This window comes from Streptomyces sp. NPDC050508, assembly GCF_040655155.1.
In the GTDB taxonomy this organism is placed as follows: domain Bacteria; phylum Actinomycetota; class Actinomycetes; order Streptomycetales; family Streptomycetaceae; genus Streptomyces.
The window spans coordinates 44,558-66,569 of the sequence record NZ_JBFAJJ010000004.1; the positions used below are offsets into that span (position 1 = coordinate 44,558).

Consider the following 22,012-nt stretch of genomic DNA (forward strand, 5'->3'; position numbering starts at 1 on the left):
TCCCCGTCGACGCGTAACGTGATGCAGCATGAAGATCCTCATCAGCGCCGACATGGAGGGTGCGACCGGCGTCACCTGGCCGGCCGACGTGCTGCCGGGGACACCGCAGTGGGAGCGGTGCCGCTCGATGTTCACCTCGGACGTGAACGCCGCCGCCCTCGGTTTCTACGACGGCGGCGCCGACGAGGTGCTCGTCAACGAGGCCCACTGGACGATGCGCAACCTGCTGCTGGAGCGGCTCGACGAGCGGACCCAGATGCTCACCGGACGCCACAAGTCCCTCTCCATGGTGGAGGGTGTGCAACACGGCGACGTCGACGGCATCGCGTTCGTCGGCTACCACGCGGGCGCCGGCATGGAGGGCGTCCTCGCCCACACCTACCTCGCGAACTCGATCACTGGCGTGTGGCTGAACGACGTCCGCGCGAGCGAGGGGCTGCTCAACGCGCATGTCGTCGCCGAGTACGGGGTACCGGTTGTCCTTGTCACGGGTGACGACGTGGCCTGCGAGGACGCCCTCGGGTACGCGCCCGAAGCGCTGAAGGTGGCCGTCAAGGACCATGTGTCGCGGTACGCGGCCGTGTGCCGTACGCCGGCCAGGACGGCCGCCGACATCCGCGAGGCGGCGAAGGAGGCGGGGAAGCTGGCGGTCCGTCAGGAACCGGTGCGGGGCGGCCCGTTCACCGTGGCCCTCGAATTCGACGCCGAACACCTCGCGATGGCCGCCACCGTGGTGCCCGGTGTCGGGCGGGTCGGCGAGCGGAAGGTCGCGTACACCAGCGACACCATGTACGAGGGGATCCGTACCTTCAAGGCGGTCACCACGATCGTCTCGGCCGCGGTGGAGGAGCAGTATGGCTGACATCGACGAGCGGGCCCTGGACGAGGTCGTGACGTTCACCTCCGACCTCATCCGCATCGACACGACCAACCGGGGCGGCGGCGACTGCCAGGAGAGACCCGCGGCCGAGTACGCGGCCGGGCAACTGGCCGGTGCGGGGCTCGAACCCACCCTCTTGGAACGCTCCAAGGGCCGCACCAACGTCGTCGCCCGCATCGAGGGCACCGACCCCTCGGCGGACGCCCTGCTAGTCCATGGTCACCTGGACGTCGTACCGGCGCAGGCCGAGGACTGGAGCGTGCACCCGTTCTCCGGGGAGATCCGCGACGGCGTCGTCTGGGGGCGCGGCGCGGTCGACATGAAGAACATGGACGCGATGATCCTCGCCGTCGTGCGGGCCTGGGCCAGGCAGGGCGTACGGCCCCGGCGCGACCTCGTGATCGCGTTCACCGCCGATGAGGAGGCGAGCGCCGAGGACGGCTCCGGATTCCTCGCCGACGAGCACGCCGGGCTCTTCGAGGGCTGCACCGAAGGCATCAGCGAATCAGGGGCGTTCACCTTTCACGACGGCAGCGGCCGGGAGATCTACCCCATCGCCGCCGGTGAACGAGGCACCGGCTGGCTCAAGTTGACCGCACGTGGCCGGGCGGGCCACGGCTCCAAGGTCAACCACGAGAACGCGGTCACGCGTCTCGCCGCCGCGATCACACGCATCGGCGAACACGAATGGCCGCTACGGCTCACCCCGACCGTCCGCGCGGCCCTCACCGAACTCGCCGCCCTGTACGGCATCGACCCCGACCTCGACGATGTGGACGGCCTCCTCACCAAGCTCGGCCCGGCGGCGAAGCTCGTCGAGGCCACCGTCCGCAACAGCGCCAACCCGACCATGCTGAACGCCGGTTACAAGGTCAACGTGATCCCGGGCGAGGCCGTGGCATACGTCGACGGACGCTATCTCCCGGGCGGCGAGGACGAGTTCCGCACCACCCTGGACCGGCTCACCGGACCGGACGTCGACTGGGAGTTCCACCACCGAGAGGTGGCACTCCAGGCACCGGTCGACTCGCTGACCTACGCCCAGATGCGGGCCGCCGTCGAGGAGTTCGCACCCGAGGGGCATGTCGTGCCGTACTGCATGTCCGGCGGCACGGACGCCAAACAGTTCTCGCGCCTCGGCATCACCGGCTACGGCTTCGCACCGCTGAAGCTCCCCGAGGGCTTCGACTACCAGGCGCTGTTCCACGGAGTCGACGAGCGGGTCCCTGTCGAGGCACTCCATTTCGGCGTCCACGTTCTCGACCGTTTCCTGCGGAACGCCTAGCAAGTGGGGGAGAACATGCGGACGTTGGCGTACGGCTCGTGGCCCTCGCCCATCGACGCGGCCCTCGCCGCCGCGCACGACGGACATCCCGAGTGGGTCGGTTTCGTCGGCGACGAGACCTGGTGGACCGAACCCCGACCGACCGAGGGTGGCCGCCGCACCCTGGTACGGCGCCGGCCGGACGGCTCCGAGGAGTCGGTGCTGCCCGCGCCGTGGAACGTCCGCAGCCGGGTCATGGAGTACGGCGGACAGCCCTGGGCTGGAACGGTCCAAGACGGTCAACCCCTCGTGGTCTTCGTGAACTTCACCGACCAGCGCCTGTATCGCCACAACTCCGGAAGCGAACCGAGCCCGCTCACCCCCGTGTCCTCGGTGGGTGGCGGACTCCGCTGGGCGGAACCGCAGTTGCGCCTGGACCTGGGTGAAGTGTGGTGCGTCCTGGAGGAGTTCACCGGCGACGCCCCCGGTGACGTGCGGCGCGTGCTGGCCGCCGTACCGCTGGACGGATCCGCCGCCGAGGACCGGGGCGCTGTACGCGAACTCGCCGACGACCGGCACCGGTTCGTGTCCGGGCCGCGCGTCTCGCCCGACGGGCGGCAGGCGGCCTGGCTGGCCTGGGATCATCCGCGGATGCCGTGGGACGGCACGGAGTTGGTGCTCGCCGAGGTCGCGGAGGACGGCACGTTCGGGGAGCCGCGGATCGTCGCCGGCGGTCCCGAGGAGTCGATCGCGCAGGTCGACTGGGGCTTCGACGGCTCGCTGCTGTACGCGAGCGACCGCACCGGCTGGTGGAACCTCTACCGCGACCACCGACCGCTGTGTCCGCGCGAGGAGGAGTTCGGCGGGCCGCTGTGGAAGCTGGGCCAGCGCTGGTTCGCGCCGCTGGAGAGCGGGCTGATCGCCGTCGTGCACGGCCGGGGTGCCACCTTGCTCGGCGTACTGGACCCGGAGACCGGCGAGGTCGTCGACGCGGCCGGACCCTGGACCGAGTTCGCGTCCACCCTCGCGGTGAACGGCGAGCGGATCGTCGGCGTCGGTGCCAGCCCACGCAGCGCCTACGAGGTCGTCGAACTCGACACCCGCACCGGCCGGGCCCGGGTGATCGGCGCCGCCCACGACGACCCCGTGGACCCCGCCCACTACCCCGAACCGCAGATCCGCACCTTCACCGGCCCCGCCGGACGCGAGATCCACGCCCACATCTACCCTCCCCACAACCCGAGTTGGGCCGCGCCCGGCGACGAACTCCCGCCGTACGTCATCTGGGCGCACGGCGGCCCCACCAGCCGGGCGCCGCTCGTCCTCGACCTGGAGATCGCCTACTTCACCTCACGCGGCATCGGCGTCGCCGAGGTCAACTACGGCGGCTCCACCGGGCACGGCCGCGAGTACCGCAACCGGCTGCGCGAGCAGTGGGGCGTCGTCGACGTCGAGGACTGTGCCGCCGTTGCGCTGGCCCTCGCCGACGAGGGCACCGCCGACCGCGCCCGGCTCGCCGTCCGGGGCGGCAGCGCGGGCGGCTGGACCAGCGCCGCGTCCCTCGTGACGACCGACGTCTACGCCTGCGGCACGATCATCTATCCCGTCCTCGACTTGGCCAACTGGGGTTCGGGAGAGACCCACGACTTCGAGTCCCAGTACCTGGAGACCCTCGTCGGACCCCTCGCCGAGGTGCCCGCCCGGTACGCCGAGCGCTCACCCGTCGAGCACGCCGACCGCGTCACCGTGCCCTTTCTGCTGATGCAGGGTCTGGCCGACGTGATCTGCCCGCCCGTCCAGTGCGAACGCTTCCTGGAACGGATGCGTGGACGCCAAGTGCCGCACGCCTACCTCGCGTTCGAGGGCGAGGGCCACGGCTTCCGCCGCGCCGACACCATGACCCGGGTCCTGGAGTCGGAACTCTCCCTGTACGCGCAGGTCTTCGGCCTCGCCCCGCCCGGCATCCCCACCCTGGAGCTCACCAAGTGACCGCACTCGTACGGCCGTACCGACTCGCCCCCGGCGCCCGTGTGGCCGTCGTCGCGCCCAGCGGGCCGGTGGCCGAGGAACGGCTGGAGGCCGGCCTCGACATCCTGCGCGGCTGGGACCTCGACCCGGTCGTGACACCCCATGTACGGGACCGGCACGGCGAGTTGGGCTACCTCGCGGGCACGGACGCCGACCGCGCCGCCGATCTGCAGAACGCCTGGTGCGACCCGTCCGTGGCCGTCGTGCTGTGCGCCCGCGGTGGCTACGGCGTGCAGCGCATGGTCGACCTGCTCGACTGGGAGGCGATGCGGGCCGCCGGGCCGAAGGTGTTCGTCGGCTTCAGCGACCCCACCGTGCTGCACCAGGCATTCGCCGCACGGCTGGGACTCGTCACCCTGCACGGGCCCGCCGCCGCGGGCGCCGACTTCATCAAGAACGCCCGCGCACAGGAGCAGTTGAGGGCGACCCTCTTCGACCCGGAGTCGGTGCAGAGCATCCGGGCCGTCCCGAACGGGGGCGGCGCGCTGGTGCCGGGGCGGGCCCGGGGCGTCACCCTCGGCGGCTGTCTGAGCCTGCTCACCTCCGACCTCGGCACCCCGCACGCGCCGACCGGTGCGCGAGGCGGGCTGCTGCTGATCGAGGACGTAGGCGAACAGGCCTACCGCATCGACCGGATGCTGACCCAACTCCTGCGCAGCGGCTGGCTGGACGGCGTCGCGGGCATCGCCCTCGGCTCGTGGGCCCGCTGTGGACCCTACGAGACACTGCGCCCGGTGCTCGTCGACCGGCTCGGCGGGCTCGGTGTGCCCGTGGTGGAGGAGTTCGGGTTCGGGCACTGCGACGGGGCGTTGACGATACCGCTCGGCGTGAGGGCCGAACTGGACGCGGACGCGGGCACGTTGACGCTGGACGAGCCCGCGCTGCGGTAGCCGCCGTTGTGCCGGATCGCTTGTTGAATCGCTGTCAAGAAACACCCTTCACGGTGATTGACCCGGCCTGACACGTGTCACACCATGGGCGTGGACCGGTACTTACCAGTCGGTAAGTCACCGTCCCCTCAGTCGGGTTGTCCTCAGTGTGGAGGTCCCTGTGTCCCGTCGTGTGCCTGGATTCCGCGCCGCGCTGGCTCTCACTCTCACCGCCCCGCTCACCCTCACCGCCCCTCTCGTGCTCGGCGGCCCGGCCGCCGCTGCGGACCAATTCACCGTCACCGTACTGAAGTTCACCGTCCGGGCGGGTGGCCGTGACTGCACGGTCGACGCCGACCTGTACCGGCCCGCGGGCGTGGACCGCGCCCACCCGGCGCCCGCCGTGCTGGCCACCAACGGTTTCGGGGGCAGCAAGTCGGACGGTTCGACGGACGCCATCGGCAAGGCATTCGCGCAACGCGGCTACGTCGGACTCGTCTACTCAGGGCTCGGTTTCGGCAGGTCGGGGTGTCTCGTCTCGCTCGACGACCCGGACATCGACGGGACGGCAGCATCGGGGCTGATCGACTTCCTGGCGGGCACACGGGCCGCCGACGACGGGACCAGGGTCGACTTCGTGACGCTCGACGCGAAGGGCGACCCACGGGTCGGGATGATCGGCGGCTCGTACGGGGGCGCGATCCAGCTGGCGACGGCGGCCGTGGACCACCGGGTGGACGCACTCGTCCCGCTGATCACCTGGAACGACCTGGCGTACTCGCTCGACCCGAACAACGCGAGCGGCAGCAACAGCGTCCCCGGCGCCTTCAAGTGGCAGTGGACCAACGGCTTCTACCTCATCGGCGAGACCCAGCCCCTGACCGTACCGAGCCTCGACCCGAGCCGGATCAACTCCGTCACCTGCCTGCACTTCGTCAGCAAGGCCTGCGCCATAATCCGCACACTGAACTCCGGGAGCTATCCGGCCAGGGCGACGGCGAACCTGCTCGCGTACGCGCACAGCGTCTCACCGGTGTCGTATCTGAACCGGGTGAAGGCGCCGACGCTGCTCGTCCAGGGGCAGGCCGACAGCCTCTTCAACCTCAACGAGGCGACAGCGACGTACAAGACGCTGAAGGCGCAGGGGACGACCGCCAAGATGATCTGGCAGTCATGGGGTCACAGCGGCGGGATGACCGACCCGGCCGCCGGTGAACTCGACCTGAGCCAGGGTGACTTGGAGTCGAGCTACGTCGGCCGACGCATCCTGGCCTGGTTCGACCGCTACCTGCACCGGCGGAAGAACGTGGACACGGGACCGGCCTTCGCCTACTACCGCGACTGGATCACGGACCCGGCCCACACCTACGCCACGGCGAACCAACTCCCCGCGCTCGACGAGAAGTTGTACCTCTCCGGCGGCGGCAAGCTCGTGGACAACCGGGCGAAGGTGGCACGCGGCAGCCGTGGCTACACCAACTGGCTTGTCCCCACGAGCCATTCGGAGAGCTCGCTGAGCGGGACGATCGGCCTGCCGGACCCGGCGCCGTACGACACGGCGGGCACGTATCTGGGCTGGACCAGCGAACCCCTGACCCGCACCACGGACGTCGTGGGCGCCCCGAAGGCCACGCTGAAGGTCGTCTCCCCGAAGGCGCGGCGTGTCCAGAACTCGGGCGACGCCGCCGACAACCTGGTCCTCTTCGCCAAGCTCTACGACCTCGCCCCCGACGGCACCAAGACCCTCGTCCACAGGTTGGTCGCTCCTGTCCGCGTACCGGACGTCACGAAGAGCTTCACGGTGACCCTGCCGGGGATCGTGCACCGGTACGCGAAGGGGCACCGGCTGCAGTTCGTGATCGCGGCGAGTGACGACGCGTACACCGGGAACCGTGGGATCAAGCCGGTGACGGTGGTCAGCTCGCCGCAGGACACGGGCGTGCTGGAGCTGCCGGTCGTCGCGGACTGAGTCTCACCGTGCGTGATGGCGGATTCGGGCTCACTCTGGAGGCATGAGCCCGAAGACCACCGAGAGCGGCGGTAGGACCGGCCAGCGGGAACGTGTGCTGACGCCCGCCCGGATCACGGTTCTGCTGCTCGCCGTCCTGGCCCTGATCTTCATCTTCGAGAACACCCGCGCCACCAAGATCCGCCTGCTGATCCCCGAGGTCACCATGCCTCTGTGGATGGCCCTGCTGGGCACGGCGATCATCGGCGCCCTGTGCGGGTGGTATTTCATGCGACGCCGCCGCTAGCCCGGATTAGGGTGTCGGGATGCCGCATACCGCATCTCGTTATCTCGCCGAGGGCCCCCGCGTGGGGATACGTCACTTCACCTACGAGGACGGTGCCGAGTTCACCGCGCGTGCCCGGGAGAGCAAGGACCTGCACCAGCCGTGGCTGTTCCCGCCGGCCAGCGGGGACGCGTACACCGCCTACGCGGGGCGGCTGATCCAGGATCCGGCCAAGGCCGGGTTCCTCGTGTGCGAGCTGGACGGCGGGGGCATCGCGGGCTTCATCAACATCAACAACATCGTCCAGGGCGGGTTCCAGTGCGGTGCGCTGGGATACGGCGCCTTCGCGCACGCGGCCGGGCGCGGGCTGATGCGTGAGGGGATGAACCTCGTGGTGGGGCACGCCTTCGGGCCGATGCGGCTGCACCGCCTGGAGATCAACGCGCAGCCCGGCAACGCCGGGTCGATCGGCCTCGCCCGCAGCTGCGGGTTCCGCCTCGAAGGCTTCTCGCCGAACATGATCTACATCGACGGCGCCTGGCGGGACCACGAGCGCTGGGCGATCACCGCCGAGATGCGGACTTCCGGTTGACCTTCATCGTGTCGAGGTCCGTGACCGTCGACTTCAGGTCACGGAAGCCGTAGCCGAGGCCCTTCAGCGCGGTCTCGGCGCGGTCCTCCGCGAGCGCCGCCGCCATCTCCTCGCCGTCCGCCGCGTCCGACAGCACCACATACCGCCACGAGAAGTGCTTGAGCGGCGAGGGTTCGTAACTGAGCGAGCCCTCCTCGGTGAACCGCATGCTCGGCATCCCGTGCTCCGCGGCCTCGCCCAGCAGCCGCTCCCGCGCCTCGTCCGTCAGCGCGTCCCAGGTGCCCCGGACGATCACCCGGTACGTGTGCTGCTCGCTCATCCGCCGTTCCACTCCTCGGTCCGTGCCGTCGAACGCCCGACTCTACGTCGGCGGGCGGCGACCGCACGCGGATTTTCCGCCGCCTCCGCGCGGGACCCCCGTCTTTGCGGAATCCTGACTGGCAGCGCCCCTGGCCACCGCACCCGTTGCCGGGTTCCATGGTGATCGTGACGACGATCCGACGTGAGGTACTGACCCTGCCCACCGCCGAGTTGGGTCCGGACAACCCGCTGCCCCCACTGCGTCCGCTCGACGAGACACACCGTATCGACGACCGGGACCGCGAGGACCTGCCGCGCGACATGGCCCGCCAGGTCGGCTACGAACCCCTCCGCAGCCTGCTGCCGACCCGCGTCCGGGACGGCTACGACAGAGACCGCACACCCCGCGAGATCGACGCCCTCGTGATCGAGAACGACCGGCTGCGCGTCACCGTGCTCCCCGCCCTCGGCGGCCGGATCAGCTCCCTCGTCCACAAGCCCACCGACCGTGAACTCCTGTACCGCAACCCGGTGTTGCAGCCCGCCAACTTCGCCCTCAACGGCGCCTGGTTCTCCGGCGGCATCGAGTGGAACATCGGCGCCACCGGCCACACCACCCTCTCCTGCGCACCCCTGCACGCCGCCCGCGTCCCCGCCCCCGACGGCGGCGAGATGCTCCGCCTGTGGGAGTGGGAGCGCCTCCGCGACCTCCCCTTCCAGGTCGACCTCTGGCTCCCGGACGGCTCCGACTTCCTCTACGTCGGCGTCCGCGTCCGCAACCCGCACGAGCGACCCGCGCCCACCTACTGGTGGTCCAACATCGCCGTACCGGAGGAACGCCGGGTCCTCGCCCCGGCGGAGGAGGCCTGGCACTTCGGGTACGAGCGACGGCTGCACCGGGTGCCCGTGCCGTCGTACGACGGAGTGGACCGGTCCTATCCCCTCAACAGCCCTTACGCCGCCGACTACTTCTACGAACTGCCGGACGGTCGGCGCCGCTGGATCGCCGCGCTCGACGCGGACGGGCACGGGCTGGTGCAGACGTCCACCGACGTGCTGCGGGGCCGCAAGCTGTTCGTGTGGGGCACCGGCAGTGGCGGCCGGCGCTGGCAGGAGTGGCTCACCGAGCCGGGGACCGGTGGCTACTGCGAGATCCAAGCGGGCCTGGCCCGCACCCAGTTGGAGCACGTACGGCTGGAACCGGAGAGCGAGGTGTCCTGGCTGGAGGCGTACGGGCCACTCGACGCGGAGGCGGAGGGGGAGTGGTCCACCGTCGTGGACGGTGCCGAGGCACGGCTCGAAACCGCCCTGCCCCGCGCCGACTTCGATGCCGCCTACGCCGCCTGGAAACCGTGCGCCGACACCGAACCCGGCGAGATCCTCGCCACCGGCTCCGGCTGGGGCGCCCTCGAAGTCCTGCGCACGGACTGGAAGTTGCCCGGCACGCCCTTCGAGGAGTCCCTGCTCGGCGAGGCCCAGGAGCCCTGGGCGGAACTCCTGCGCAGCGGTGTCCTGCCCGAGCCGCGCCGGGTCCGGCCGCCCGGCGAGACGCTGGTCGCCTCGCACTGGCGGGACATGCTGGAGACCGCGCCCGCGACCCCGCTCACCGAGTACCACCTCGGCGTCGCGCAGTGGCACGCCGGCGATCGGGCGCAGGCGGTCCGCAGTTGGGAGCGGGCCATCGAACTCGCCCCGTCCCTCTGGCCGTTGCTGCGCTGTCTGGCCGTGGCGGATCAGGAGGCGGGCAACCACGAGCGGGCCGCGGACCGGTACAACGAGGCATTCGCCGACCTGTGTCACGAGCGGCGCGACGCGGGGGAGCGGTGGACCGCCGCCACGGCCGCGCTCGGCCGCGAGGCCGTCGAGGCGCTGCTGCGGGTGCGGCGTACGGCGGACGCCCGCGCCGTGTGGGAGATGCTGCACCCCGCCACCCGCGAACGCGGCCGATTCCTGCTGCTCCAGGCCGAGTTGCTGCTCGCGGAAGGGCGCCGCGACGACGCGTGGGCCGTCTTCGGCGACGGCTTCGAGGTCGCCGACCTGCGCGAGGGCGCCGAGTCGATCGGCCGGCTCTGGTCCCGCCTCACCGACGAGCCACTGCCGACGCGCTACGACTTCCGGATGCGGCCGGAAACGCCCTGAGACGAACCGTGGACCGGCGGTCGTCGATCAGCCCCGCCGGTCCACGTACTCGTACACCGTCCCGTCCGGATGCACCGCAATCAGATTGCGGCCCACCGGTGTCGCCAGCGGGCCCGCGACGATCCGGGCACCGAGTTCGGTGAGGAGCGTGTGCGCTTCGTCGACGTCCTTGACGGCGATCGTCGCCGCGACCTTGCGCAACACCTCCAACTCCGCCTCGGGCCCGCTCATCAGCAGGAAGAAGCCGACCGCGGCCACCGACACCCCGCCGCGCTCGAAACGGAGCGCCGAGGCGCCCGTGAGGCGTTCGTAGAAGGGGACGGCGGTCTCCAGGTCGTCGACGCAGATACGCAGCGTGGCTCCCAGAATCTCCATACGGACGAGCCTAGTTGGGGAGACGGGGCAATGCTGATCCTTTCGGACGATCCCGGTGCCGATCAGGCGGATCAGGCGGGCTTACGAGCGAGGATCTCCCCGTGCAGCACGGCGAACCAGCCGTCCTCCTGCTTCCCCCACTCCCGCCACGCCTCCGCCACGGCGCCCAGCTCCTCGGGGGTCGCATGGCCCCCCTCGGTGGCGACCCCCGCGTACGAGGACGCGACGGTACGGTCCGCCCACAGGCCGCTCCACCAGGCCCGCTCGTCCGGAGTGTGGAACGTCCAGGTGCTCGATGTGGCCGTGACGTCCGCCAGCCCGGCCTGCAGTGCCCATGATTTGAGACGGCGTCCGGCATCCGGCTCGCCGCCGTTGGCGCGGGCCACCCGCCGGTACAGGTCCAGCCAGTCGTCCAGCCCCGGCACCAGCGGATACCAGGTCATCACCGCGTAGTCAGCGTCGCGGACGGCGATGAACCCGGTCGGCTTGGTCACCCGCACCATCTCCCGCAGCGCCTGCACCGGGTCGCCCACGTGCTGGAGCACCTGATGGGCGTGGACCACGCAGAACGTGTTGTCCGGGTAGTCCAGCGCGTGGACGTCGGCGACCGCGAAGTCGACGTTCTCCAGGCCGCGTTGGGCGGCGGTGGCCCTTGCCTGGTCCAGGATCCCCGGCTCGCGGTCGACACCGGTGACGTGACCGTCCGGGACCAGCGCCGCCAGGTCGGCGGTGATGGTGCCCGGGCCGCAGCCGATGTCCAGGATCTTCATGTGGGGCTTGAGCGAACCGAGCAGGTAGGCCGCGGAGTTGGCGGCTGTTCGCTGTGTGTGCGAACGCAGTACGGACTCGTGGTGCCCGTGCGTGTAGACGGCGGTCTCCTGCGGCTTCGGCATGGCTCTACCTACCCCTTCGCGTCTTCTTCGTCGTACGCATCAAGGTACGCGCGCATGTCGCATGATGAGACCTGCGTTTTACGATGTGGACTGACGGGTGATCAGGGACTCCGTCAGCGGGCGGTACACAGTCAGCGCCTCGGGCAGCTCCTCCAACGTCAACTCGCCTCCCACATCGGTGACTTCGCCGTCGTACGCGAGGAGCGTGCCGGGGTTGAGGCCGGTCAGGCGCAGTCGGTGCACCTGGACCGAGGCGTGGACGGGGGAACGGGAGAACGGGCCGGCGAGGGCCGCCGCGAGCAGCCGCAGTGCGGGCCTGTGACCGCCGTGCACGACCCGGATGTCGAGCCGCCCGTCCGCCAGGTCGACCCGGCGGCCCGACGCGATCCCCCTCCGGTGGTAGGTGCCGTTGCCGGCGAACAGCAGCCACAACGGGCGGGTACGGCCCCCGAGTTCGGCCTCCAGCGGGTGCCGGTCCGTGCGCAGCACCCGCAGCGCCGCGAGCACACCCGCGGGCCAGCCACCGATCCGGGGCGCCCAGCGCTCCCGCTCGCACACCAGCTCCGGATAGACGCCCAGACTCAGGGTGTTGAGGAAGATGCCCCGGGTGGCGCCGGACGTGAACCGGCCGACGTCCACACGTACCGCGTCGCCTTGGGTGATCGCGCGGCTCAGATCGCGGGGACCCTCCACGCACAGGTCGTAGGCGAAGTGGTTGAGGGTGCCGCCCGGGAGGACCGCGAGGGGCAGGCCGTGGCGCAGGGCGACCTCGGCCGCCGCGTTCACCGTGCCGTCGCCGCCGCACACCCCGAGGACCCGGGCGCGGACCGCCGCCTTCTCCAACTCGGCCTGTATGTCCGCCGGTTCACAGGCGACGACCTCCGCGCCCGGCAGGAAGTCCGTGAGCGCGTCCGCCCGGTCCGCGGTACCCGACGCCGCGTTGACCACCATCACCAGGCCCTCACCGTCCTCCAGCGCCGGAACCTCGGCGCGGGTGCGGGCCGGTGGCACGATCTGCCCGCGCGTCGGCACCATGCCGCGCACCGCGAACGCCGCGCACGCGCCCAGGGCGGCGCCCGCCAGCACGTCGCTCGGGAAATGGACACCGGTGTAGACGCGGGACATGGCGACCGAGAACGCGATCGGGGCCACGACCGCGCCCCAGCCCGGGGACTCCAGGGCCACGCCGGTCGCGAAGGCCGCCGCCGACGCCGCGTGACCGGACGGGAACGAGGTGGTGATCGGCTGCCGTTTCAGCTGCCGCCCCAGCGGGACGGGGTCCAGGACGGGCCGGGGGCGGCGCACGCTCCGCTTGCCGATCGTGTTGATGGCCACGGAGGCCAGGGTCAGCGAGGCGATGCCCCGAGCGGCGGCCCGGCGGGCCCGCGGAGTACGGCTCGCGGCCACCGCGGCGGCCGTCGCGAACCACAGCACGCCGTGATTGGCACTCCGGCTCAGCCTCGGCAGCACGGGCGCGCCGGCGGGCCAGTGCCGCTCGGCGGCCACCTCGAAGAGGCGCGAGTCGAGGGTGAGCAGCCATTCCCGCAGGGCGTGGCGGCCGGGGAGGGGGACTGTGAGGTCGACGTCAGGGCTCATGCGGTGCCGGGTACCCTGAAATGGCCGTTTGCTGCCCGGCGGACCGTCGGCGGACCGTTCCATCGGAGGATCCCCGCATGCGCCTGCTCCTCATCCGCCACGGCCAGACGACGGCCAACGTGGACTTTCTCCTCGACACGGCCGTCCCCGGCGCGGAGCTGACCGACCTGGGCCGCCGCCAGGCCGCCGCCCTGCCCGAGGCGCTCGCCGACGAGGACATCGAGGCCCTGTACGCCTCCACCCTCGTCCGCACCCAGCAGACCGCGGCCCCGCTGGCCGCCGCCCGCGGCCTCGACGTGCGCGTTCGGGACGGCATCCGGGAGCTGACCGCCGGTGACCTGGAGATGCTGCCCGGCGACACCGAGCCCGGCCACGAGTACATGCGGATCGTGTTCGCGTGGGCCGCCGGTGACACGGAGCTGCGGATGCCGGGCGGCGAGAGCGGAACCGAGGCCCTCGCCCGCTACGACGGCGTGATCGCGGAGGCCGCGGACAGCGGCGCCCGTACCGTCGCCATGGTCAGCCACGGCGCCGCGATCCGGATGTGGACGGCCGCCCGCGCCGACAACGTCGACGTGTCCTTCGCCGCCGCCCGCCCCCTCGACAACACCGGCATCGTCGTCCTGGACGGCTCACCGGCCGACGGCTGGAAGGTGCTGTCCTGGGCGGGCGCGTCGGTGGAGACGCCCGGACCGGACACGGACGCGGGCCCGACCGGACAGCCGCTCGACGAGGACCAGAAGCCCGAGCGGGCACAATAAGGGTTTGCCCGGCCGCGAGGCCGCCCCACAGAATGCGTGGTCATGGGACATCTGGAAGCCGCACACCTTGAGTACTACCTCCCCGACGGGAGGCCGCTGCTCGGCGATGTGTCCTTCCGGGTCGGCGAAGGCGCGGTGGTCGCCCTGGTCGGGCCCAACGGCGCCGGCAAGACGACCCTGCTGCAGCTGATCTCCGGCGAGCTGAAACCGCACGGCGGCACGGTCACCGTGAGCGGCGGCCTGGGCGTGATGCGCCAGTTCGTGGGCTCAGTACGCGACGAGACGACCGTACGAGACCTGCTCGTGTCGGTGGCCCCGCCCCGCATCCGCGAGGTCGCGGCCGAGGTCGACAAGGCCGAGCACGGCATCATGACCGTCGACGACGAGGCGGCCCAACTCGCCTACGCGCAGGCCCTGTCCGACTGGGCCGAGGTGCACGGCTACGAGTTCGAGACGCTGTGGGACATGTGCACGATGGCCGCGCTCGGAGTGCCGTACGACAAGGCGCAGTTCCGGCAGGTCAGCACCCTCTCCGGAGGTGAGCAGAAGCGGCTGGTGCTGGAGGCGCTGCTGCGCGGCAGCGAAGAGGTGCTGCTGCTCGACGAGCCCGACAACTACCTCGACGTGCCCGGCAAGCGCTGGCTGGAGGAGCGGCTCAAGGAGACCCGCAAGACGGTCCTGTTCGTCTCCCACGACCGTGAACTCCTCGCCCGCGCCGCCGAGAAGATCGTCTCCGTGGAACCCTCGCCCACCGGCGCCGACGCCTGGGTGCACGGCGCCGGCTTCGCCACCTACCACGAGGCCCGACGCGAACGCTTCGCCCGCTTCGAGGAGTTGCGCCGCCGCTGGGACGAGAAGCACGCCCAGCTGAAGAAGCTCGTCCTGAACCTCCGTCAGGCCGCCTCCATCAGCCACGAGTTGGCGTCCCGCTACGCGGCCGCCCAGACCCGCCTGCGCAAGTTCGAGGAGGCGGGCCCACCGCCCGAGCCGCCGCGCGAGCAGGACATCACCATGCGCATCAAGGGCGGCCGCACCGGCGTAAGGGCCGTCACCTGCAAGGGACTTGAGCTCACCGGGCTGATGAAACCCTTCGACCTGGAGGTCTTCTACGGCGAACGGGTCGCCGTCCTCGGCTCGAACGGCTCGGGCAAGTCCCACTTCCTGCGCCTCCTCGCCGGCGACGACGTGAAGCACACGGGGGAGTGGAAGCTCGGCGCGCGCGTCGTGCCCGGCCACTTCGCGCAGACCCACGCCCACCCCGAACTCCAGGGCCGCACCCTCCTCGACATCCTGTGGAAAGAGCACGCGCAGGCCCAGGGGCCCGCCATGTCCCGACTGCGCCGCTACGAGCTGACCGGCCAGGCCGAGCAGAGCTTCGACCGGCTCTCCGGCGGCCAGCAGGCCCGCTTCCAGATCCTGCTCCTGGAACTCCAGGGAGTTACCGCCCTCCTCCTCGACGAGCCCACCGACAACCTCGACCTGGAGTCCGCGGAAGCCCTCCAGGAGGGGCTTGAGGCGTTCGACGGGACCGTGCTCTCCGTCACGCACGACCGCTGGTTCGCCCGCTCCTTCGACCGCTACCTGGTCTTCGGCAGCGACGGCAAGGTCCGCGAGAGCACCGAGCCCGTCTGGGACGAGCGGCGGGTGGAGCGCGCGCGATAGTCGCGATGGTTCCGTGCAGTGCGGAGGCCGTGGGGCCTGAATGTTCGTAGAGTGGACACAGGACCGTGAGACTCGACGAGCGGGGCACACCATGACCGGAGTCGACCCTGCGCGCCTGGACGATTCCCAGCTCATGAAGGAGCTGGAGACCATCCACCGCACGCGCCACGACACCCTGCTGTACGGCTCGAACGACGCGCTGCGCGCCCACAACGACCGTATGGCCGGACTGGAGGGCGAGTACCTGCGCCGCCACCCGCGCCGCCTCGTGGCCCCCGGCCGCACCCGGCAGGGGGCACGCGAGCGGGACTGAGGGGTGTGCGTTTGTGCCGTGAGGTCGGGGGCAGGCGAACCTTCAGCGCTGGATCGCAAACGCGTTCCCACCGGTGACCGTCCAACCCGGAGCATGCTCAAGGGAGTTGTGACGCACCATGCCCACTCGCACGCACACGAAGCGACATTCCCACCATGACGCCCCCGACACCGCGGAGGCGTTCCGCACACTGGCCACGCTGCCTCCCGGTCCGCAGCACGACACCGTCCGCGAACGGATCGTGGAGGCCTGGCTGCCCATGGCCGACCGGCTCGCCGGACGGTTCCGCAACCGGGGCGAGAACACCGAGGACTTACGCCAGGTCGCGGCCCTGGGCCTGCTCAAGGCCGTCGACCGGTACGACCCCGAGCGGGGCAACGCGTTCGAGAGCTACGCCGTACCGACGATCACCGGCGAGATCAAACGGCACTTCCGGGACCACATGTGGACACTGCACGTACCGCGCCGGGTGCAGGATCTGCGCAACCGGGTGCGCGTCGCCGGGCAGGAGCTGGCGCAGACCACGCCGGGGCGGCGGCCGACCGTGGCGGAGATCGCCGCGCACGCGTCTCTCTCCGAGGAGGAGGTGCGGGCCGGGCTTGAGGCGCTGGAGAGTTTCAGCGCGCTGTCGTTGGACGCGGAGTTGCTGGGCGGCGAGGACGGATACGCGTTGAGCGACGTTCTCGGGGCGGCTGATCCGGCGTTGGACGTCGTGGTGGACCGGGAGGCTGTGCGGCCTCGGCTTGCCGCGTTGCCCGAGCGGGAGCGGGCGATCTTGTATCTGCGGTTCTTCGGGGACATGACGCAGAGCCGGATCGCCGAGCGGTTCGGGATTTCGCAGATGCATGTGTCCCGGTTGATCAGCCGGTGTTGCCGGCGGATTCGGGAACAGGTTCTGGAGGATGCGGCCGCGTAGAGGTCGTATGTCGGGTGCGGGTCCGTTGTGGCTGGTCGCGCCCACGCGGCGGAGCCGCAAATCGATACAGTCCCGCGCCCCTGAAAGCACCAGCCGGCCTGCGTTCACCCGCTCGGCCCCTCTCCTTACCTCCAATGGGGCTCGGCCGCGCGCGCCTCTCTCCTGGCCGGGCTGTGATGGTGTTGCCGCCGTCCTCGGTCCAAGGAGACCCGCTCATGCGTCGCATCGCCCTTGCTCTGGCCGTCGTCGGCCTTGTCGGCGCCGCCGGGCCCGCTCAGGCCGCCGATCCCGCCGCGGAGGTCAGCCCCAGCACCGTCCAGGCCGGCGGGAGCGTGACCGTCTCCGTCTCCTGCGAGGCGATCGGCGGGACCGCTCCCGACACCATCGACGCCACGTCCCAGGGGTTCGACGACGGGACCGTCCAGCTGCAACGGGTGCCCGGCAACGACGACCGGGCCGCCGCAGCCGCCTATCGGGGCACCGCCCGGATCTCCGACGGCGACGGGGTCGGCCGTGACCCCGCGTGGACCGTCGACGGGACCTGCCCGGCGCCGCCCGGCGGACAGGGCAGGCCCTGGAGCGCGACCTTCACCGTGGAGCGTGGCGGGGGCGGGCAGCCGCCGTGTCAGGAGCCCCGGGGTGATTCCTGTGGTGCCGCCGCCACGATCCAGCGCGGGGTGCGGGCGGGGGAGGGCGGCACCTTCACCGACTCCGTGCCGGCGCTGGTCGCCGGGGGTGTGCTGATCGCGGGCGCGTGCGGCGGTGCCGTGTACCGGCTGCGCAGGCGGACGCCGACGCCGGGACGCTGAGGGCGCGACCAGGACACGGCACGGCACGCATCAGGGACGGCGCGGAGGCACCATGCGGCAGGCGGACGCGGTAGGACAGGGGCCCGTCCGGTACGGGCCGGTGTTCCCCGACGACGGGCTGCCCGTGCTGCCGGAACTGGCCGCCGTGCTCGCCGCCGCCGCGGGCCGCACCGAGGAACAGCCCGTCGGCGGAGCCCCCGCCCTGCTCGACGACGCGAGCGGCTACTTCGAACGCCGTGGCCTGCCCACCGAACCCGCCCGCGTGGCCGCCGCCCCGGGCGCCCCCTCCCTGCTGGTCGCCCTGACCGCCGCGCTCGGCGGTGACGTACTCGTACCCAGACCCTGCGCCGCCTGGTGGGCGCCGTACGCCCGCCTGTTGGGCAGATCCGTGTTCCATGTGGGCACCCCGGCCGAGTGCGGCGGGGTGCCCGATCCGTACGCCCTGCTGGAGACCGTGCGCCGGATCCGGGGCGAGGGCGGTGACCCGCGGCTGCTCGTGCTGTCCGTCGCCGACGACCCCACCGCCACCGTCGCACCGCCCGAGGTCATGCACGAGACCGTCGAGGCCGCCGCCGCAGAGGGCCTGCACCTGGTCAGCGACGAGACCTGGCGCGACACCCTGCACACACCTCGCCGCACCATGCTGCTCAGCCCCGCCGAGATGCTGCCAGACAAGGTCACCGTCGTCACCGACCTGGCTGGGGCGCTGCTCCCGTCCGGCTGGCCGGCCGCCGTCGCCCGCTTCCCCGCCGACCGCGCCGGGCAGGCGCTACGCGCGCGCGTGCTCGACGTCCTCACCGCACTCGGCGCCCGCGTAGCCGCACCGGTCGCCGCCGCGGCCGGCCACGCCCTCGGCGAACCCACGCCCGTCATCACCCGCCGCGACATCGCCGTACGCCTGCACGCGCGCGTGGCCGCCGCCGCGCACGCCGCCGTCACCGGGGCGGGCGCGTTCTCCCGGCCGCCGCAGGCGGGACGTCATCTGTACGTCGATCTCGGGCCGTTGCGCCACGTGCTCACGCCGCAAGGAGTGGGCGACGCGCAGGACCTGGAGGAGTTCCTCACCGCCCGCCTCGGAATGCCCGCGCCGGGCGGCCACCGTTTCGGCGACGACCTGGGCGCACTGCGGGTACGGCTGTCCACCGGGCCGCTGCTGGGCCGTACGGACGCGGAACGCGCGGAATGTCTCACGTCACCCTTGCCGTTGGAACTGCCACACGTGCAACGCGCGTTGATGTCCTTGAGGTCGATCTTCGACGATCTCCGCGACGACGCTCAGCGATGGGAGCCTCCTCGATGACGCAGCAGTCCGAGTCGACCACCACCAGCACCACGACCACGCGTGAAAGCGCCGCCCCGCCGCCCCCGTTCGCCCCTTCCTCCCCGCCGCTCGCCGAGCCCCGCCCTCTCGGCGAGCGGCGCGTGTGGCCCCGGACCTTCCACGACCGGCTCACCGCCCCGCTGCCCGGCCTCAAGGCCTTCGCCCGCTTCGCCCGCGAGGGTTCAGTGCGACCCCGCCCGGAGGGCCTCGCCGACATTCCCCAACTCCCGTTCGCACCGGAGCCCCTGCCCCAGATCGACACCCTGACCGTCGCCGTCACCTGGGCGGGGCACGCCAGTTGGGTGGTGCGCATCGGCGGCCTGACGATCCTCACCGACCCGGTCTGGTCCCGCCGCATCCTCGGCACCCCGGCCCGCATCACCCCCGTAGGAGTGGCCTGGGAAACACTCCCGCCGATCGACGCCGTCGTCATCAGCCACAACCACTACGACCACCTCGACGCCCCCACCCTGCGCCGACTCCCGCGCCACACCCCGGTGTTCGCACCCGCCGGCCTCGGCAGCTGGTTCCGCCGCCGCAGATTCACCCACGTCACCGAACTGGACTGGTGGGAGGCGGCCCAACTCGACGGCGTACGACTCGACTTCGTACCGGCCCACCACTGGTCCAAGCGCAGCCTCACCGACACCTGCCGTTCCCTGTGGGGCGGTTGGGTGCTGACAGCACCCGACGGCCGACGCGTCTACTTCGCGGGCGACACGGGATACGGCCACTGGTTCTCCCGCATCGGCGCCCGCTACCCCGGCATCGACCTCGCCCTCCTCCCCATCGGCGCGTACAACCCGCGCTGGTGGCTCAGTGACGTGCACTGCGACCCGGAGGAGGCGGTACAGGCCGTACAGGATCTGGGGGCGAGGCGGATGGCCCCCATGCACTGGGGCACGTTCGTCCTGTCGGCGGAGCCGGTCTTGGAGCCGCTCACGCGGGTCAAGGCCGCTTGGGAGAACGCGGAGTTGGCGCGCGAAGACCTGTGGGACTTGCCGGTGGGAGGCTCAAGGGTGCTGGATCAGATGCCGTAGGGGCGCGGGGCTGTGTCGATTTGCGGCTCCGCCGCGGGGCGCGCCCAGCCACACGCGACCCGCACCCCGCAACGAGCCCTCAACCGGCAGCCCGAACCCGCCGCCACAAACTGGGCGCCACACTGATCACCACCGTCAACACAACCGCCGCCACCACACCCTCCCAAGGCTCGGGGAACAACGAGCCACCGAGGATGCCGATCAGCTGGTACGTCAACGCCCACGCCAGACACGCGGGCGCATTGCCCCGGGCGAACCGGCGGATCGGCCACTCGGCGATCAGGCACGCCAGCATCACCGGGATACGACCCGCCGGCACCATCCGGGACAGCACCAGCACCGTCACCCCGTGGTCGGCCAGCTTCTTCTGGGCCTGCTCCAGCCGCTCCTCCGGAGCCCGCGCACGGATCGCCTCCAGCCAGCGCGACCCGTTCTTCGACCCCATCCCACGCCGACCCAGCCAGTACAGCGCAACGTCCCCGAGAAACGCGGCCAGCGAGGCCGTCACGAACACCAGCGCCAGCGCGAACGGCGCCGTCTGGTGAAAGGCGACCACGGCCGCCGAACTCACCAGCGCCCCCGTCGGAATCACCGGCACCAACGCCCCGAACAGCACCAGCAGGAACAACGACGGGTAACCGATGGCCTGTTGGGTGGACTCGGGCGACGTCGTGGCCGTCGCGGACAGCGCGTCCGCGATCCAGCTCACCGGGCGACCTCCGGGCGCACGCTCTCCCCGTGCCCGAGCCGGTGCACCGAAACAGAGGGCGCGAGTTGGGCCGCGATCCGTACGAACTCGTCGCCCGGCGTGTGGAATTCGTGCGGGCGCACCGCGTCCATCCCGATCGGCCAGTACGTGCCGTAGTGCACCGGCACCGCACTGCGCGGCGAGAGACGCGCGAGGGCCTGCGCCGCGCGCCCCGCGTCGAGATGCCCCTCGCCGAGATACGGCCCCCAGCCGCCCACCGGCAGCAGCGCCACGTCGACCGGCCCGACCTCCTTGGCCATGTCGTCGAACAGCCCGGTGTCCCCGGCGAAGTAGGTCCGCGCCTCGCCCTCCACGACGTAGCCGAGCGCGGGGGAGCGGTGCGGTCCGATCGGCAGCCGGCGTCCGTCGTGCCGTGCGGGCACGGCCCGTACGACCAGGTCACCGACCATCGTCTGGTCGCCGGGGGCCATCTCGTCGATCCGCAGCTGCCGGAGCCGGCGCAGTCCGGGTACCGCGCGGAGTGCGCCCCGGGGCACGAGCAGGCGCGTGCCCGGGGCGAGGCCGGCGAGCGAGGGCAGGTGCAAATGGTCGGCGTGCAGATGGGAGACGAGCGCCAGGTCCGTGCGCCGGGCCGCGGGCGGCGGCACGGCGCCCCGGCGGCGCCTGAGGTGTGCGAGCCGGCGCGCGAACAAGGGGTCGGTGAGGACGCGTACGTCCGAGTCCTCGATCGTGCAGGTGGCGTGACCCCACCAGGTGATCTCCACCGGCACCTTCTTTGCCTCCTTCGCGCGACTCCCCCGAAGCCTACGGGCAGGAGTAGGGTCGGCGGCGAAACCCGGAGGTGAGGGGGACGCCATGGGACAGGTACGGGGTGCCTTGGGTATGCCCTCGCGGCTGCGGGTCACGGCGATCGCCAGCCTGACGCCGCTGGAGGAGCTGGACGACGACCCCTTCCTGGTCGACTCCCGCAGCCAGCACGCGATGTGCGCCCGCTGGGCCGCCGACCACGGCTACGTGATCGCCCGCGAACTCCTCGTCCGCGGGCTGCGCCCCGACCACTCCGCCCTGTGGGACGGCGTCCGCCCCGGCCTCGACCTGTTCGTCGCCCCCAGCCGCCGCGTCCTGGAGAGCGCGCTGTCCTCCGTCGAGGAGTTCACCGCCGAGTGCGCGCGCCGCGGGGTCCGCATCGAGACGGTCGGCCGCGCGGAACCCTCCTACGACGCCCAGATGAAGGCCAGCGTGCACCGACGGCTGTCCATGCCGACGGCGGGCTACGACGGCCGGTGACACGGGGACACGTCCGTCCCTTGT

General features: G+C 71.6%; 22 protein-coding genes. 16 read left to right on the plus strand and 6 right to left on the minus strand.

All coding sequences use genetic code 11. From position 1 onward, the window contains the following. Positions 1-28: 28 nt before the first annotated feature. The 7 genes from AB0I69_RS12670 to AB0I69_RS12700 all read left to right on the plus strand — a co-directional run bounded on the left by AB0I69_RS12670 (position 29) and on the right by AB0I69_RS12700 (position 7,867). Positions 29-862 (plus strand): M55 family metallopeptidase, encoded by an 834-nt coding sequence (locus AB0I69_RS12670; protein ID WP_363095620.1) that lies wholly within the window; start codon positions 29-31, stop codon positions 860-862. Continuing rightward, entirely contained in the window at positions 855-2,165 is a 1,311-nt protein-coding gene (locus tag AB0I69_RS12675; RefSeq protein ID WP_363095621.1) for a M20/M25/M40 family metallo-hydrolase, read from the plus strand. Before AB0I69_RS12670 ends, AB0I69_RS12675 begins: the two co-directional genes overlap by 8 nt. A 15-nt stretch (positions 2,166-2,180) precedes the next feature. After that, entirely contained in the window at positions 2,181-4,133 is a 1,953-nt protein-coding gene (locus tag AB0I69_RS12680; protein ID WP_363095622.1) for a prolyl oligopeptidase family serine peptidase, read from the plus strand. After that, positions 4,130-5,062, plus strand: a complete 933-nt coding sequence (locus tag AB0I69_RS12685; protein ID WP_363095623.1) for an LD-carboxypeptidase — start codon at positions 4,130-4,132, stop codon at positions 5,060-5,062. The genes AB0I69_RS12680 and AB0I69_RS12685 overlap by 4 nt, the downstream gene beginning before the upstream one ends. Before the next feature lie 172 nt (positions 5,063-5,234). After that, on the plus strand, positions 5,235-7,010 hold the full coding sequence (locus tag AB0I69_RS12690) for a CocE/NonD family hydrolase (RefSeq protein ID WP_363096129.1): 1,776 nt from the start codon (positions 5,235-5,237) through the stop codon (positions 7,008-7,010). 43 nt (positions 7,011-7,053) lie between these two features. Then, positions 7,054-7,296 (plus strand): LapA family protein, encoded by a 243-nt coding sequence (locus AB0I69_RS12695; protein ID WP_266864038.1) that lies wholly within the window; start codon positions 7,054-7,056, stop codon positions 7,294-7,296. A gap of 19 nt (positions 7,297-7,315) precedes the next feature. Further along, on the plus strand, positions 7,316-7,867 hold the full coding sequence (locus AB0I69_RS12700; protein WP_363095624.1) for a GNAT family protein: 552 nt from the start codon (positions 7,316-7,318) through the stop codon (positions 7,865-7,867). Here AB0I69_RS12700 and AB0I69_RS12705 read toward each other — a convergent pair. Beyond that, positions 7,839-8,186: a DUF6204 family protein gene (locus AB0I69_RS12705; RefSeq protein WP_363095625.1), complete on the minus strand. Its 348-nt coding sequence runs from the start codon at positions 8,184-8,186 to the stop codon at positions 7,839-7,841. The genes AB0I69_RS12700 and AB0I69_RS12705 overlap by 29 nt on opposite strands. Positions 8,187-8,344: 158 nt before the next feature. Here AB0I69_RS12705 and AB0I69_RS12710 point away from each other — a divergent pair, with 158 nt between their 5' ends. After that, positions 8,345-10,306: a DUF5107 domain-containing protein gene (locus AB0I69_RS12710; protein WP_363095626.1), complete on the plus strand. Its 1,962-nt coding sequence runs from the start codon at positions 8,345-8,347 to the stop codon at positions 10,304-10,306. A gap of 27 nt (positions 10,307-10,333) precedes the next feature. On the opposite strand, the gene AB0I69_RS12715 is transcribed toward AB0I69_RS12710, so the two are convergent. From AB0I69_RS12715 to AB0I69_RS12725, 3 genes are all read right to left on the minus strand, one after another. After that, on the minus strand, positions 10,334-10,681 hold the full coding sequence (locus tag AB0I69_RS12715) for a VOC family protein (RefSeq protein ID WP_363095627.1): 348 nt from the start codon (positions 10,679-10,681) through the stop codon (positions 10,334-10,336). A 71-nt stretch (positions 10,682-10,752) separates the two neighbouring features. Further along, complete coding sequence (locus AB0I69_RS12720; RefSeq protein WP_363095628.1) at positions 10,753-11,574, minus strand: class I SAM-dependent methyltransferase; 822 nt, start codon at positions 11,572-11,574, stop codon at positions 10,753-10,755. A 78-nt stretch (positions 11,575-11,652) separates the two neighbouring features. Further along, complete coding sequence (locus AB0I69_RS12725; protein ID WP_363095629.1) at positions 11,653-13,170, minus strand: phosphatase PAP2 family protein; 1,518 nt, start codon at positions 13,168-13,170, stop codon at positions 11,653-11,655. A gap of 77 nt (positions 13,171-13,247) precedes the next feature. On the opposite strand from AB0I69_RS12725, the gene AB0I69_RS12730 reads away from it, so the two are divergent. The 7 genes from AB0I69_RS12730 (at position 13,248) to AB0I69_RS12760 (ending at position 19,992) form a co-directional block, all read left to right on the plus strand. Beyond that, entirely contained in the window at positions 13,248-13,931 is a 684-nt protein-coding gene (locus tag AB0I69_RS12730) for a histidine phosphatase family protein (protein WP_363095630.1), read from the plus strand. Between the two features lie 42 nt (positions 13,932-13,973). Next, positions 13,974-15,593: an ATP-binding cassette domain-containing protein gene (locus tag AB0I69_RS12735; RefSeq protein WP_363095631.1), complete on the plus strand. Its 1,620-nt coding sequence runs from the start codon at positions 13,974-13,976 to the stop codon at positions 15,591-15,593. 40 nt (positions 15,594-15,633) lie between these two features. Next, positions 15,634-15,906 (plus strand): DUF6158 family protein, encoded by a 273-nt coding sequence (locus AB0I69_RS12740; protein ID WP_317887395.1) that lies wholly within the window; start codon positions 15,634-15,636, stop codon positions 15,904-15,906. A 118-nt stretch (positions 15,907-16,024) separates the two neighbouring features. Then, a complete protein-coding gene (locus tag AB0I69_RS12745; RefSeq protein WP_363095632.1) occupies positions 16,025-16,822 on the plus strand; it encodes an RNA polymerase sigma factor SigF in 798 nt (265 codons plus the stop codon). A 215-nt stretch (positions 16,823-17,037) separates the two neighbouring features. Next, positions 17,038-17,631, plus strand: coding sequence for a hypothetical protein (locus AB0I69_RS12750; RefSeq protein WP_363095633.1), 594 nt, complete (start codon positions 17,038-17,040; stop codon positions 17,629-17,631). Between the two features lie 52 nt (positions 17,632-17,683). Next, positions 17,684-18,931, plus strand: a complete 1,248-nt coding sequence (locus tag AB0I69_RS12755) for an aminotransferase class I/II-fold pyridoxal phosphate-dependent enzyme (RefSeq protein WP_363095634.1) — start codon at positions 17,684-17,686, stop codon at positions 18,929-18,931. Further along, positions 18,928-19,992, plus strand: coding sequence for an MBL fold metallo-hydrolase (locus AB0I69_RS12760; RefSeq protein ID WP_363095635.1), 1,065 nt, complete (start codon positions 18,928-18,930; stop codon positions 19,990-19,992). Before AB0I69_RS12755 ends, AB0I69_RS12760 begins: the two co-directional genes overlap by 4 nt. Positions 19,993-20,071: 79 nt before the next feature. On the opposite strand, the gene AB0I69_RS12765 is transcribed toward AB0I69_RS12760, so the two are convergent. Next, on the minus strand, positions 20,072-20,701 hold the full coding sequence (locus AB0I69_RS12765) for a VTT domain-containing protein (RefSeq protein ID WP_363095636.1): 630 nt from the start codon (positions 20,699-20,701) through the stop codon (positions 20,072-20,074). After that, complete coding sequence (locus AB0I69_RS12770) at positions 20,698-21,471, minus strand: MBL fold metallo-hydrolase (RefSeq protein ID WP_363095637.1); 774 nt, start codon at positions 21,469-21,471, stop codon at positions 20,698-20,700. The genes AB0I69_RS12765 and AB0I69_RS12770 overlap by 4 nt, the downstream gene beginning before the upstream one ends. An 85-nt stretch (positions 21,472-21,556) precedes the next feature. Here AB0I69_RS12770 and AB0I69_RS12775 point away from each other — a divergent pair, with 85 nt between their 5' ends. Further along, complete coding sequence (locus AB0I69_RS12775; protein ID WP_363095638.1) at positions 21,557-21,988, plus strand: hypothetical protein; 432 nt, start codon at positions 21,557-21,559, stop codon at positions 21,986-21,988. Positions 21,989-22,012: the final 24 nt, after the last annotated feature.